This is a genomic window from Mycolicibacterium wolinskyi, from assembly GCF_002101965.1.
GTDB classification, from domain to species: Bacteria; Actinomycetota; Actinomycetes; order Mycobacteriales; family Mycobacteriaceae; genus Mycobacterium; species Mycobacterium wolinskyi.
Genome location: NZ_LQQA01000005.1, coordinates 31,582 through 44,858 on the forward strand (window position 1 = coordinate 31,582; position 13,277 = coordinate 44,858).

Sequence of the window (13,277 nt, forward strand, 5' to 3'; positions counted from 1 at the left end):
AACCATGGTGGACCTCTCAGACGTTGACGACAGAAGCGGGCTTGACTTTGAACCGGTACGCCGCGCCCATCAGCGAGCATTGGAGGACATATCCGAATGCGACGGACCAGGCCGCGCCGACGGCGCCGAACAGTGGTCCGAAGGTCGCGATGAGGGCGAGGGTGACGATCGAACTCGTCCAGACGACCGCCGCCACGAGCGACGCCCGGTCGACGGCGTTGAGACCACTCGCGATCGCCGAGGCCACGGCCGCGAAAACAAGGCTTACGACGATGATCCGGACGACCGCGGTGCTCGGTGCGTATGCCTCTCCCAGGAGCAGCGCTATCCACCAGGGTGCGGTGATCGCCAACGGCACGAAGAACGCGCCCGACAGCGCGCCGACGACCAGGATGGTCACCAGCGGCAGCCGTTCCTTGGTCGTGGCCAGCCTCGGTAGCAGAAGCTGGGTGTATGTCCACGGCACCAACATCAACGCCGGCGTGAGTCGGCTCGCGGGGGCGAAGATGCCGGCGACCGGCGTGCCGGCCGAAATGGTCAGTACCGCAACGTCTGCCTGCCGGATACCTTGACCCGCTAGCGCAGCCCAGAACGGCGCCAGCATCGCCCAGGTAGCGCGGTCGGGCAGTGCTCGACCCGGCAACGCGAGCCCCGAACCCGACAGATGCCGCGCGAACATCAACCGCGCCGCTATGGCAGCGACCAACATCGACAACGAGAACGCCCACACCAGAGCGGTATTCGCCGGGACGACCAGGACCACGGCCAACGTGGGCATCCGTCGCACGAAGTATCCGAATCCGACCATCTGCTGGCGGCCTCGTGCGATGAGGTAGGCGCTGATCACCTCGAGCTGCCGTTCGAGCGGAGCCCAGAAACACAGCGGAATGCACGCCGCAAGGACGGTTGATTGCGTAGCCCCGGCCAGCCCCGCCAGCACCGGCAGCGAGATCGCCAGCACACCGTAGGTGAGAAGGCGGTTGGCCCGGAACACCTCGGCCACGGTCTGCACAGATTCGTGATGACGCCCGACGGCGTAGGTGGCGCCACCGTCGGCGATCATGATCAACGCCATGAGTGTGCCGAGTACCGCGGCGAATTGGGCGAACGACGATGGCCCGAGCCCGCGCGCCATGATCAACATGGTGATGGCCTGTGCGGCGGTGGCAAGCATCCGGGCACCACCGACTTGGCCGAGTGCCTTCAGCATCGCGCCACCCCGAATGTTTCCGTCGACGCCGGGCTTGGTTCGGAAGCCGAACGGGTGTAACGCAAGTCGACCACGAGATAGATCGCGAAGGCGACCGGGATCCAGTAGTAGCGGTTGTAGAACCCAGGAGCGGTCTGGGCGAAGACCAGCGCCGCGATGACGGAGGTGGCGATCGCGTTGTGCAGCGGATCGCGCCGGGATCGCCCGCTCAGACAGAACCGCAATGCGATGGCTGTCGCGATGACCACGCCGAGGAACACCAGCACGCCGCCCGCGGTCCAGGTGCCGAGAAAGTTGTTGTGTACGGTGAACCGCTTCATCAGGACGTTGTCGGCGATCAGCATGCCGCGGCCGACGAACGGCGAATCTCCGATCGCGTCGACAGCCAGCCGCATCAGCTCGAGTCTCGTTCCTGCGGTGTCGTATTCGGACTGTGAGGCGCTGAATCCGGTGGTCCGGGTCAAACGCTCGATCGGATTGAGGGCACCGATGCTGTCCAGCTGGGGCAGCAGAATCGCCAACAGCAGTGCACCGGCAGCGGTGATGCCCAATGCCCTGCCGACGCGGACCGTACCCCTGATGAGCAGGTAGGCGACCGCGGCGCCCAGCCCCAACAGACCGCTGACGCTGCCGCTGAGGACCAGGCCCACCAGGCTGGCCGACAATATCGCCAGCGCGCCGATACGGACGCCGCGGGGGATCGTCGCACCCACTGCCGCAAGCATCGCGGCGGCCGCCATGCAGGAGATGCCCGCGAGGTCGTTCTGATGCGTCGTCATGCCGGTGAACCGGCCGTCGACGGTGATGGCGCCGCCGGGGATGACGTCACCCCAGATCAGCTGTGCGACAGCGCCGACAGCGCACAATGCGGCGCCGGACATGAACCACGCCAACGCGGTGACCACGTGTCTGCGCTCGGTCAGCAGGTTCACCAGGATCCATGGGACGAGCACCACGAGATAGATGAGCCGGACGGCGATGCTGACGCTGCCGACCGGATCAATGCTCACGGCCGACGAGATCAGCGTTCCCACCACGAGCAGCGGAGCGGCGACGTACAACGCCACCGGAAGCGACCGAGCCGGCCGGTTCATCGACAGCAAGGCGCAGAATCCTGCGCCCGCCATCAACATGTCGCCGTACGGCAATGCCATCGGCCCGCGCAGGACGAGTAGAGAGGTCAGCGCGAGACCGGGGTAAAGCAGCGCTCGACCGACCGCGAGCATGCCGTCGTCGGTCGGACTTGTCTGCGCGCGTCGGCTCATCGCTGAGCCGGTCCCAGTTCTGCCTCCAGGCGCGGGCCGAGCGTTCTGACGTATGTCCCGGTGAGGTGGCTGGCGTCGCGGTACACCAGAACATTGCCGATCACCGCCGCGCACTTCTCCGTTGGGCAGATCGCGCCGTTGAGATCGACGATCCGGACATCCGGGAGACCCGCCTTGGCTTCGAACTGCTCGGCACCCAGGTCGCCGGGAACCATGACCGACCGGTCACCCGCGCACTCGGTGAGTTTCGTCGGATTGGTTTGCACGCACTCGGGAATGTTCACCGTCGGACGTGGGGTGTCCTGAATGACGAGGACCGGGATGCCTGCCTTGTTGAGGGCTTCGTAGTTGCGGCGAAGTCCCTCGGCCAGCGCGGTGACGTTCGCCGCATCGAATTCCGCCTTGCCGCCGAGCATCACACGCTTCTTGATGTGGCTCGTGACCACCAGCGTCGGCTTCTCGGCGATCAGCCGTTCTCGAAGCGCCGTGCCCCATTGATGGCACGACGGATACGGATGTCCCTCGTTCGTGGTGATCAACGCATCGGCGAACGAGCACGCGGCTTTCGTGTACTCGACGAGCTTCCAGCCCCGGCGGGTGGCGATCTCCGACAACGCGGGCACCCATTGATTGGCGTGCGAGTCGCCGACAAGCACCACGACCGTCTGCGAGTCCGTCTTGCCGTAGGTGCAGGACATGATCTCGCTGTTCTCCTGCGTCTGAGTGCAATTCGTGAAGTCCTGTTCGGCGACGTCGGGTGCGGGCACGATCTTCGGGGAGGTGTCCTTGGGGCTTCCGGCCTCGTTGCCGAGCGGTTTCGGGCCGAGTGCCGTCGCGCCGAGGATCGCGTTCGGGTCGGTTTTCGCCGCCGACGCGCCGTCGACGGCGGCGTCTGCTGTTCCGGCGGCCAGCTGTGAGATGGCCGGGGGCACGAACGGCGGGGCCGGAGGCCATTTGGCAAGGCACAGAGCGATTCCCGCGGTGAGCGAGATGACCATCGTGATGGCGCCGAACTGCAGCATCGGCACCGATTGCTGCAGCCTCGATTTCGAGAACCGGATGGGATTCTCGATGTGGTGGTGGAGCAGGTATGCCGGGACGATCGAGGAGAACACGACGATCAGACCCTCGACCGGGGTGAGGGGGCCCATCACCGCGATCGCGACGATGAGTACCGGCCAGTGGCACAGGTAGATCGAGTACGACAGGCGGCCGATCCATTCCATCGCCGGTTGGCCCAACACCCAACCCGCCGAGCCCTTCGGCCGGGCCTCGGCATGCAGACCTGCCCAGATGACAGCGGCAGCACCGACGGTGGGCACCAGCGCGTGCCAACCCGGATACGCGATCTCGGGGGTGAAGAGCACGCCGGCGGCAATGATCGCGGCGAGGCCAAGCCAGCCGGTGACGACTGCGAGTCCACGCGGAAGGAAACGCCGGTTCACGGCGAGCATCGCGACGACGGCGCCGAGCGCCAGCTCCCACATCCTGGTGGTGGTCACGAAGTACGCGCGCTCGGGACTGGTCTGGGTGTAGTAAATCGACCACAGCAGCGACGGCAGCCCGACCAGCGCGAGGGCGAACGTGATCGAGCCGTTGAGGTTTCGGCGTTTGCCGAGCCTGGCGAACAGAACCGCGGCGGCCATCAAACACGGCCAGAGGATGTAGAACTGCTCTTCGACCGCCAGCGACCAGTAGTGCTGCACGATAGAGGGCGCGCTGTCCGCCCGCAGGTAGTTGACACTCTCCGCGGCCAAGCGCCAGTTGATCGCGTAGACCGCGCTCGCCATGATGTCCTGCCCGGTGGAGACCCATCGATTCTGGGGTAGAAACGCCCACGTGAGGACTGCCGAGGCCACCAGGACCACGGCGGCAGCAGGCAGCAATCTGCGTGCCCGGCGCGCGTAGAACCGGCGCATCCGAAGCCGACCGCTCGTGCGGGCCTCGTTGACGAGCATGCGCGTGATCAGAAATCCCGAGATGACGAAGAAGACGTCCACGCCGACGAATCCACCGTCGGTCCACGGCAATCCGGCGTGCGTGAGCATCACGAGCAGTACCGCGACCGCGCGCAGCCCTTCGACGTCGGGACGGTAGCCCGCCGGGGCCTGCGGTGAAGAGCGGTGTCTCTCGACGGTTGCTGCTTGTGTCATGTGTGTCCCGGGTCCCGTCTGGTTGGTTAGTAGGCGCCTTTGCGCTGAAGCACGACGCCGGGCGTCTGCAACATGATCCGTAGGTCCCACATCAGCGACCACGACCTGACGTAAACGGAGTCGAGGTGCTGCAAATCGGCGTACGTGAGGTCGCTACGTCCGCAGACCTGCCAGAGCCCTGTGATGCCCGGTGATACGCCGAGGCGGGTGAGCGCGACACCGTCGAGTCCGTCGGCCATCTCCGTCGGCAGGGGCCGTGGGCCGACCAGTGACATCTCGCCGCGGATCACGTTGAGGAACTGGGGGAGTTCGTCGAGGCTCGTCTTACGGATGAGTGCGCCCACGCGCGTGACCCGCGGATCGTGCTCGGCCTTGAACAACGGGCCGTCGACCTTGTTGTACTGGGCGACGGCGCTGCGGAGCTCCCAGGCGTCGGCGGTCATCGACCGGAACTTGTAGATCTGGAACGGCTTTCCGCCCCGGCCGATCCGCTCTTGACGGAAGAACACCGGACCTGGGCTGTCGAGCTTGATCGCCGCGGCGATGATGAGCCACAGCGGAGCCACCGCGATGACCGCACACGAACCGAGGACGATGTCCATGGCACGTTTGACGATCCGGTCGGTCTGAGCGAGCGACGGCGTCGGCACATGCATGAGCGTGAGCCCGTGGAGCTCCTCGACGTCGCTGCGCCAGTTCAGGAGTTCGAAGAACCGCGGGACGATCGACACCGGAACATGGCTGCTCAGGTGACGCACTGCGTCCTGGACATCGGCGTCGGTGCCGTTGGGGTAGGCGATGATGACGCGGTCGACGCGGTGCCTGGCGCATACCTCGGGAAGTTCGGCGATACGCCCGAGCACCGAACTGTCCGGTGCGGGCGTGTCGTCGACCGTGCCGACGATGAGGGTGTCCCTGCACCGGTGCAACCGCGATGTCAGCCGGTCCGAGATCGGGCCCTTACCCACGATCAGTATCCGGGTCACGGTGGGCCCGTCCAGGATTCGCACCACCACACGCCGCCCGAACGGTACGAGCAACACGGCAGGCAGGGTCATCGCGACCGCGGCGGTGAGGGTCATCTTCCGGTCAGGCGATATCAGCGCGTCGATTCCGAGTGCCAGGAGGGCTGCGGTCGGCAGGCAGCGCGCGACCATCGTGGGACGCCACCACGAACTCGGGCGGAGCACCGATGCCGGCCTGCGGTACTGACCGTGCAGGTGAAGCGCCACGATCATGGCGATCACGGCGAGCAGGACTTCACGGGCGCCGAGGTCGCCGGCTCGGATCGGGCTGATGAAGTTGATGAGCACGGCGCCGAGCACTGCCGAAACGCTCAGTGCCAGAACGTCGGCGAGCCGCAGCAGGCTGCGCTGACGCAGGTCGAACTCCGGGGCTGGCTCAGCCTGCAAGCGGGCGATCTCGGTCGACGGTGTGCGATGCGGAATGGAGGTCGTTGTGCTGTTGGTCATGGTGACCCCTCGAATGGCTGGACTGCGATCGGCTTCAGCAGCCGAAACCGACGATGTGTAACCCCGAACCGGCAAAGGCGCTTGCGGACAGGAAGTTTCGGCCGTCAACCACCAGATCGCCACGCATCACCCGGCGAAGTGCCGGCGCGTCGATCTGGCGGAACTCGGGCCATTCGGTGACGAGTACGACGGCGTCCACCCGGTCCGCGGCGCCGTAGACGTCTGTTGCGACGCGCACTGCGGCGTACTCGCGCGGAAGGGACTTGATCGCGGGGTCGTATGCCGATACCACGGCGCCAGCAGACACGAGACGCTTTGCGATATCGAGGGCGGGGGCGTCTCGGAGGTCGTCGGTGTTGGGCTTGAACGTCAAGCCGAGCAGCGCGATTCTGCGGCCCTTGAGCACGTGGAGTTCGCGTTGCAGCTTGCGCACCGCCGTGGCGCGCTGAGCACTGTTGATCTGCACGGTCGCCTGCAACATCGTCGGCGTGTACCCGTACTCCTGGCCGGTCGAGATCAGGGCGGCGAGATCCTTGCCGAAGCACGAACCGCCCCATCCGACACCGGGATTCAAGAACGCCGCGCCCACCCGGCTGTCCGCTCCGATGGCGGGCAGCACTTCGCGCACGTCGGCGCCGACCGCCTCGCACAGTTGCGCGATCTCGTTCGCGAAACTGATCTTGGTCGCGAGAAACGCGTTGGCGGCGTACTTGATCATCTCGGCCGATGCGAGTTCGGTGTTGATCAGCACCGGCCGACGCGTGCGGCGTCCGCCCTCGAACGACTGCTCGAGGACCGGCTGGTAGAGCTCGGCGACTCGGGCGACGTCGGACGGTGCCCCGCCCAGCACGATGCGGTCCGGGTACAGGAAGTCCTCGATGGCCGAACCTTCCCGCAGGAACTCGGGGTTGGATACGACGTGGAAGGTGAGTTGGCGCGAACCGGCCAGCGCGTCTTCGAGAATCGTGCGAGCCCAGTTCCCCGATCCGACCGGCACCGTGGACTTGTTGACGACGATGACCCCGGGCCGCAGATGCGCGGCCAGGGACTGGATGGCACCTTCCAGTTGGGTCAGGTCAGGGGACCCGTCGGGCCCGGGCGGGGTCCCCACACAGAGGAAGACGAAGTCGGCGTCGGTGAGCGCCTCGGCCGGATGTTCGGTATATCGGAGCCGCCCGGTCGCCAAGGTCTCGGTCAGCAACTCCGGTAGCCCGGGTTCGTGGAACGGCGTCTGTCCGTCGTTGAGCTGCCCGGCCCGCGTCGGGTCGCTGTCGAGGCCGCACACGACATGGCCGAGCGAGGCCAGGCAGGCCGAGGTGACCGCGCCGACATAGCCGGTGCCGATGACCGCGACCTTGTGTCTGGTCCGCTGCACCTCGACGCGGGCCCGCGTTCCCCCGGAAAGCGCCTCGGGCCAGCGGGATTCGGCACCAGACGACTGAGTGCGGAACCATTCGATGGTGTCGCGCAGCCCGTCGCCGACGTCGATACCCGGCGTCCAGCCCAGGCGTGTGCGCGCGAGCTCGATATCGGGTCGGCGCTGTGAAGGATCGTCCTGCGGCCGCTCGGTGAACACGATGGGCGACGTCGAGCCTGCCAGTTCGCGGATCAGTTCGGCGAGCTGCAGCGTCGTCATCTCGTGCGGATTGCCGATGTTGACCGGTCCGGTCATGTCCGAAAAGAGCAGTCGCACAGCACCTTCCACCAGGTCGTCGACATGACACACCGATCGGGTCTGGCTGCCGTCGCCATGTACGGTGATCGGCACTCCGGCGATCGCCTGGGTGATGAACGTCGGTATCGCCCGTCCGTCGTTCGGGCGCATTCGCCGGCCGTACGTGTTGAAGATCCGCATGATCGTGGTGTCGACGCCGTGTTTCGTCCGGTAGGACGTCGTCAGCGCCTCGGCGAACCGCTTCGCCTCGTCGTAGCACGCGCGCGGCCCGACCGGGTTGACGTTTCCCCAGTAGTCTTCGCGTTGCGGATGGACAAGCGGGTCGCCGTAGGCCTCGGATGTCGACGCCAGCAGATAGCGCGCACCTTTCTCCTTGGCGAGGCCGAGTGTGTGCAGCGTGCCGAGAGACCCCGTCTTCATCGTTTGAATCGGCAGTTCCGCGTAGTCGATCGGTGACGCGGGCGAGGCGAAGTGCAATACATAGTCGACCGGTCCCGGAATCGAGACGTAGTCGTTCACGTCGACCTTGATAAGCCGGAAACCGTCATGGTCGAGTAGGTGAAGCACGTTGTCGGCGGAGCCTGTCACGAAGTTGTCGAGGCATATGACGTCGATGTTCTCTGCGAGCAGACGCTCCGCGAGATGCGAGCCGACGAACCCCGCACCCCCTGTCAGTACGGCTCTTTTACGCAATTTCTCCTCCTGCGCACGCCGAATAAACCCCGGCATACCCCCGGGGAATTAACAGAAATGAGTTGAAATCTTGGTGGTTGCTGTCGGGCCACTGTGACGCGGCTGAGGGAAATTTACCGCAGGTAGCTGGTATCCGCAGCTGGTGAACGGCTTTGCGAGAGGTGCGAAGGGCGGTTGGTTCACTTATGAAATATCTTGATTTCCCCGGTGTGGGGTAAATCGAACGAACCGCCTATGGGGCCATGTCGTATGACCAGCTGTTATGTCGCTGTATCGGCTCGATGTGCGCGCGGTTCACGGTCATCGCGGCGGCTAGATCTGGTTGAAAATCGTGCCGGTCAGGGCAGCCCATCCGGATCGACCACGGCTGGCCGATCGGCCGACAACCGGTCGCAGAGTTCTCGGTTTGTTCGCTGGCGTCTCGTCCAGCGATCCCTCGGACGGTGCGACTACCGACTAAACGTAATCACTGGCCTGTGATTCAGGGCGTGCAGCTATTTATCAAGAACGATAAATTGCAATGTCACAAATTGTTGTGCCGCGGAATCAGCCGTCGCCGGGGGACGGGGCACTCGAGACTTCCTCGAGGCAGCCCTCGGCGATGGCGTGCTTGATGCTGTCGGCCAGTCGTGGGCACGACCGGGCGCGGGCCGGATCGCCCCCGGATTCCCGGATCTCGTTGAACACCGCACACCGTTGTGTCGCCTCGGAGTTCCACTGCACCGACGTGTGCTGCGGACCCAGCTTCTTCACCTGAACGGCCACATGGCAGAACCGGCAGTCCACCGACACCAGCCCCGACGTCAGATAGCGTTCCCGATCGCGCTGAGTGGCCTCCCGCACCGCGGCGGCGCGTTGCGGATCGGATGCGAAGTCCGGTGCCTTGGACCAACTTCCAGAGCTCCGCCCGCCACTGGAGGCGTGCTCCTCGTCCTCGTCGTGGCCGAGTAGTTGCAGCATCGAGCGGGCCAGACTGTCGACGTCGGCGGGGCCGACAATCTGAACTGAGTCTGGCGCCTGTGCCCGCTCGTCGCGCTTGGTCATGAGCTCGACTGCTCTGCCTTCTGCCGCTTGAGGTTTTCCTCGACCTCGACGTTCCACTTGTCGACGGCAGCCGTCGTATCGATCTCCATCTCGAAACGATCGGTCATGTCCGGCGTGATGTCGGCGACGTCGACGTAGAACTGCTGATACCAGCGCCGCATCTGGTACACGGCGCCGTCTTCCTCCACGAGCAGCGGATTGTCGATGCGCGTCTTGTGTTTCCAGATCTCGACGTCCTGCAGGAAGCCCTTGCTGACGCCGTCGGTGAACGCCTTCGCCAGCTTGTCGGTGGTCGCATCGTCCATGCCCTTGGGCTTTTCGACGATGACACCCCACTGGAGCACGAACGAATCCTGCGTGACGGGGTAGTGGCAGTTGATCAGGATCGACTCGGCCTTGAAACCGCCGTAGTTGTTGTGCAGCCAGTTGATCATGAACGACGGCCCGAAATACGAAGCCTCCGAATCGAGATGGGCCTCGCCGTACGCGGTGCCCATGTCGCCGATGTCGGGCCGGCCGACGTTGTGCAGGTACTGCGACGCGATGTGGCCCTCGAAGACGTTCTTGAAGTACGTCGGCAGGCCGAAGTGGATGTAGAAGAAGTGCGCCATGTCGGTGACGTTGTCGATGATCTCGCGGCAGTTGCTGCCTTCGATGAGCATCGTGTTCCACCGCCAGTCCGTCCACCCGTCGTCGGCGAACTCGGGGATGTCGGGGATCCGCACCTCGGGCTGAGGTGGATTGCCCTCATGGTCGTGCCAGACGAACAGCAGGCCCCCGCGCACATCGGTGTGCCAGGCTCGCGTGCGTGCCAGCCGCGGCGTCCGCTTGGCGTACGGAACGAGCTTGCACTTGCCGTCGCCGCCCCAGCGCCAGTCGTGGAACGGGCAGGCCACCTCGTCGCCCTTGATGGTGCCCTGCGACAGGTCGCCACCCATGTGCCGGCAGTAGCCGTCGAGGATCTTCAACTCGCCCTTGGAATCGGCGAACACCACTAGCTTGGTGCCGAACGCCTCGATCGAATGCGGCTTGCCGTCCAGGAAGTCCTTCGCCGGGCCAAGGCAGTGCCAGCCCCGCGCATATCGATCCGGCAGTGCGCCGGTGTCGATCTCGCGAACTCCGACATTCTCGGTAGCCATGACGCCTCCAGTCCTTGCTCTCTAACTAGAACACGTTACAGTTTTCGGGTCAGGTCTGGCAACGCGAGCCACGTGACCTGCGGCATACCCACGCCTGGTGGCGATTACTCCCGCTCGGGAAGGCCGATCCGCAGCGCGATCTGCTGCATGCGGCCCACGCTGGCCACCGTTTGCGGCGACACCGGGTCCTGCGGAGTGCTGTCGAATTCGAGCCGCACCAACGCTCGGCCCTGCGTGAACATCAACAGCGTGACGGCCTTTGACCCGTCCGGGGCAGTGCCGGATATCACGGTCCCGCCGGTGCCGACGGGGACGGGCTGAGGCGGTCCGCCGGTCACGATCGTGCTCACGGCCGCCGAGGCCTGACGCAGGGTCGCCGACGCCGTCGCGACGTCCGGGTAGATGAGGATGGTGTCCGCGATCGCCCGGGTGTCGTCGGCGTTCACGAACAGCGCGCTGGCCCCGTCCTGGCCGTCGGGATTGACCGTCGTCGAACGTGCGGTGAAGGTGTTCGGCGGAATGCTGACGTCCTCGGCCTGCAGCAGCAGGTGGCTGTAATCGGAAGCCTGCGGTTTCGGTGATGTCGTCGTCGGCGCCGCCGCGGGCAGCCCCGGGGCCGGGGCGCTCGCAGGCGGGGTCTGGGTTGCGTCGCAGGCGCCGGCAGTGACGACGACGACAGCAGCGAGTGCGGTGGTGAGCAGGGACTTCAGCCGACCGGCTGACGTGAACGACATAGTTACTGGTTACCGTACGCGCCGCGGCGATGCGACCGCGCCGGCTGCGGTATATGTGAACGATGCCGTTGTACTCGTTCGAGGGTCATACGCCGAAAGTCGACTCGACCGCGTTCGTGGCCCCGACCGCCACGCTGATCGGTGACGTCACGATCGAGGCGGGCGCCTCGGTGTGGTTCAACACGGTGCTGCGCGGTGACTTCGCGCCGATCGTGATCCGCGAAGGCGCCAACGTGCAGGACGGCTCGGTACTCCACGCACCGCCGGGGATCCCCGTCGACATCGGGCCGCGCGCGACGATCGCGCACATGTGTGTCGTACACGGCGTACATGTCGGGGCCGAAGCGCTGATCGCCAACCACTGCACAGTGCTCGACGGCGCCGTGATCGGGCGTCGCAGTCTGATCGCGGCGCACTCGCTCGTCGTCGGCGGTACAAAGATTCCCGACGAGGTGCTGGTCACGGGTTCGCCCGCGAAGGTTCGGGGCCCGATCGCCGGGACCGGCGCCGAGATGTGGGTCAACTCGAACCCGCGGGCCTACCGGGATCTGGCCGAGCGGTACCTGCGCGGGCTCGAGGCGCTGCCCGACGCCTAGACCGGCTTGGCGGTCGCCGCAGCCCGGTCGACCTCCCAGAAGGCGCGCAGCGCGATCATCTGGCCCGCGTCGTCAACGCGATACGTGAACACCCCTTCGGTGGTGATTCGATGCCCGCCCATCGTGATGACGATGCTGCCCACGTTGGCTTCCTCGTTGCCGCATTGGAACGTGTCGACGAAGTTGAACTCGAGGTTGTCGGTCGGCGCGATCGCCTTGTCCCAGAACGCCGCGATCGCCTCCTTGCCGCGATGTCCCGTGCCGTCCGGATCGAAGAACGACGGGCCGATGGGGTCTTCGACGACCGCGTCGTCGGCGAACACCGAGAGCCAGGCCTCCTTGTCCCGCGCGGCCACCGCCGCGCGGGAGCGCTTGCCTGCCAGGTGGGCTGGGTGCTGGGGATCGGTGATGGGCATGTCAGTCCTGCCAACCCGAATGGATGTAGGTGTCGGCGAACCGCTTCATCGAATCCTTCTTCTTCTCCAGCGGTGCGTCGAAACCGAGGCCGTCGAAGATCCACGGGATCACGATGTTGTCGGTGATGCCCGCTGCGGCCAGCTCGCGGTGGCCGTCCACCCCGAACTTGTCGATGCACACCGCCTGGAACTCGAAAGGCTCGTCGGCCCTGCCGTATTCGGCTCTCAACTTGTTGAGCGTGGATACGGTCTCGGCCAGTTGTGCGCCCGTCATCATGGCGCTCGTCCAGCCGTCGCCAACCCGTGCCGCGCGTTTGAGCGCGACGGGGGTGTGGCCACCCACGTAGAACGGCACCGGCTCACTCGGTGCCGGACTCATCTGCAGCCGTTCGAAATCGTAGAACTCGCCGTGGAATTCGACCATGCCACCGCCGAGCACGAGCTTGATGACCTCGATCATCTCGTCGACGCGTGCGCCGCGTTTGGCATAGGCCTGGCCGCACCACTCGAATTCCTCTGGTGCCCAGCCGATCCCGACGCCGAAGCCGAACCGGTTCCCGGTCAGATTCGCGACTGAACCGACCTGGCGGGCCAGCAGCAGCGGATTGCGCGAACCCAGTTTCATGACGTTGGTGTAGAAGCGCAGCGTCGAGGTGACCGCGCCCATCGCGGCCGCGGCGATCAGCGGATCCACCCACGGCGTATCGGCATTCCACATGCGCGAACCGTCCGGGGTGTACGGGTAGTCCGCGGCCTGCTTCTCCATGTAGAACAGCGAATCCGGCAGTGCGATGGAATCGAACCCGACCTCTTCGGCGGTTCTGGCGAGATCCACCAATTCCTCGACCGGGCCCATGGCCACGCTGACGGTGTACTTCAT

11 protein-coding genes are annotated in these 13,277 nt (G+C 65.5%); 1 reads left to right on the plus strand and 10 read right to left on the minus strand.

Going from position 1 to position 13,277, the window contains the following annotated elements; translation table 11 throughout:
* Positions 1-16: 16 nt before the first annotated feature.
* The 8 genes from AWC31_RS02025 to AWC31_RS02060 form a co-directional block, all read right to left on the minus strand.
* The gene (locus tag AWC31_RS02025) at positions 17-1,210 is read right to left on the minus strand and encodes a lipopolysaccharide biosynthesis protein (protein ID WP_085142295.1); all 1,194 of its coding nucleotides are present in this window, start codon (positions 1,208-1,210) and stop codon (positions 17-19) included.
* Positions 1,204-2,475, minus strand: coding sequence for an O-antigen ligase family protein (locus AWC31_RS02030; RefSeq protein WP_085142297.1), 1,272 nt, complete (start codon positions 2,473-2,475; stop codon positions 1,204-1,206). The genes AWC31_RS02025 and AWC31_RS02030 overlap by 7 nt, the downstream gene beginning before the upstream one ends.
* Positions 2,472-4,628, minus strand: coding sequence for an acyltransferase family protein (locus AWC31_RS02035; protein ID WP_085142299.1), 2,157 nt, complete (start codon positions 4,626-4,628; stop codon positions 2,472-2,474). The genes AWC31_RS02030 and AWC31_RS02035 overlap by 4 nt, the downstream gene beginning before the upstream one ends.
* Before the next feature lie 26 nt (positions 4,629-4,654).
* On the minus strand, positions 4,655-6,100 hold the full coding sequence (locus tag AWC31_RS02040; protein ID WP_085142301.1) for a sugar transferase: 1,446 nt from the start codon (positions 6,098-6,100) through the stop codon (positions 4,655-4,657).
* A 34-nt stretch (positions 6,101-6,134) separates the two neighbouring features.
* Positions 6,135-8,468: a UDP-glucuronate decarboxylase gene (locus AWC31_RS02045; protein WP_207626279.1), complete on the minus strand. Its 2,334-nt coding sequence runs from the start codon at positions 8,466-8,468 to the stop codon at positions 6,135-6,137.
* Positions 8,469-9,014: 546 nt separating this feature from the next.
* Positions 9,015-9,512: a hypothetical protein gene (locus tag AWC31_RS02050; RefSeq protein WP_085142304.1), complete on the minus strand. Its 498-nt coding sequence runs from the start codon at positions 9,510-9,512 to the stop codon at positions 9,015-9,017.
* The gene (locus tag AWC31_RS02055; protein WP_067846816.1) at positions 9,509-10,651 is read right to left on the minus strand and encodes a 3-ketosteroid-9-alpha-monooxygenase, oxygenase component; all 1,143 of its coding nucleotides are present in this window, start codon (positions 10,649-10,651) and stop codon (positions 9,509-9,511) included. Before AWC31_RS02055 ends, AWC31_RS02050 begins: the two co-directional genes overlap by 4 nt.
* A 104-nt stretch (positions 10,652-10,755) precedes the next feature.
* Positions 10,756-11,385 (minus strand): hypothetical protein, encoded by a 630-nt coding sequence (locus AWC31_RS02060; protein ID WP_085142307.1) that lies wholly within the window; start codon positions 11,383-11,385, stop codon positions 10,756-10,758.
* A gap of 62 nt (positions 11,386-11,447) precedes the next feature.
* On the opposite strand from AWC31_RS02060, the gene AWC31_RS02065 reads away from it, so the two are divergent.
* Positions 11,448-11,981, plus strand: a complete 534-nt coding sequence (locus AWC31_RS02065) for a gamma carbonic anhydrase family protein (protein WP_085142309.1) — start codon at positions 11,448-11,450, stop codon at positions 11,979-11,981.
* On the opposite strand, the gene AWC31_RS02070 is transcribed toward AWC31_RS02065, so the two are convergent.
* Positions 11,978-12,397: a nuclear transport factor 2 family protein gene (locus AWC31_RS02070; RefSeq protein WP_085142311.1), complete on the minus strand. Its 420-nt coding sequence runs from the start codon at positions 12,395-12,397 to the stop codon at positions 11,978-11,980. The two genes, AWC31_RS02065 and AWC31_RS02070, sit on opposite strands and share 4 nt — an antisense overlap.
* 1 nt (position 12,398) lies before the next feature.
* A complete protein-coding gene (locus AWC31_RS02075; RefSeq protein ID WP_085142797.1) occupies positions 12,399-13,277 on the minus strand; it encodes a TIGR03619 family F420-dependent LLM class oxidoreductase in 879 nt (292 codons plus the stop codon).

Excerpts from the sequence above, each read along its gene's own strand:
- AWC31_RS02030 (WP_085142297.1), bottom strand. The coding sequence starts at position 2,475 with ATGAGCCGACGCGCGCAGACAAGTCCGACCGACGACGGCATGCTCGCG.
- AWC31_RS02060 (WP_085142307.1), bottom strand. The coding sequence starts at position 11,385 with ATGTCGTTCACGTCAGCCGGTCGGCTGAAGTCCCTGCTCACCACCGCA.
- AWC31_RS02070 (WP_085142311.1), bottom strand. The coding sequence starts at position 12,397 with ATGCCCATCACCGATCCCCAGCACCCAGCCCACCTGGCAGGCAAGCGC.
- AWC31_RS02055 (WP_067846816.1), bottom strand. The coding sequence starts at position 10,651 with ATGGCTACCGAGAATGTCGGAGTTCGCGAGATCGACACCGGCGCACTG.
- AWC31_RS02025 (WP_085142295.1), bottom strand. The coding sequence starts at position 1,210 with ATGCTGAAGGCACTCGGCCAAGTCGGTGGTGCCCGGATGCTTGCCACC.
- AWC31_RS02065 (WP_085142309.1), top strand. The coding sequence starts at position 11,448 with ATGCCGTTGTACTCGTTCGAGGGTCATACGCCGAAAGTCGACTCGACC.
- AWC31_RS02035 (WP_085142299.1), bottom strand. The coding sequence starts at position 4,628 with ATGACACAAGCAGCAACCGTCGAGAGACACCGCTCTTCACCGCAGGCC.
- AWC31_RS02040 (WP_085142301.1), bottom strand. The coding sequence starts at position 6,100 with ATGACCAACAGCACAACGACCTCCATTCCGCATCGCACACCGTCGACC.
- AWC31_RS02075 (WP_085142797.1), bottom strand. The coding sequence starts at position 13,277 with ATGAAGTACACCGTCAGCGTGGCCATGGGCCCGGTCGAGGAATTGGTG.
- AWC31_RS02050 (WP_085142304.1), bottom strand. The coding sequence starts at position 9,512 with ATGACCAAGCGCGACGAGCGGGCACAGGCGCCAGACTCAGTTCAGATT.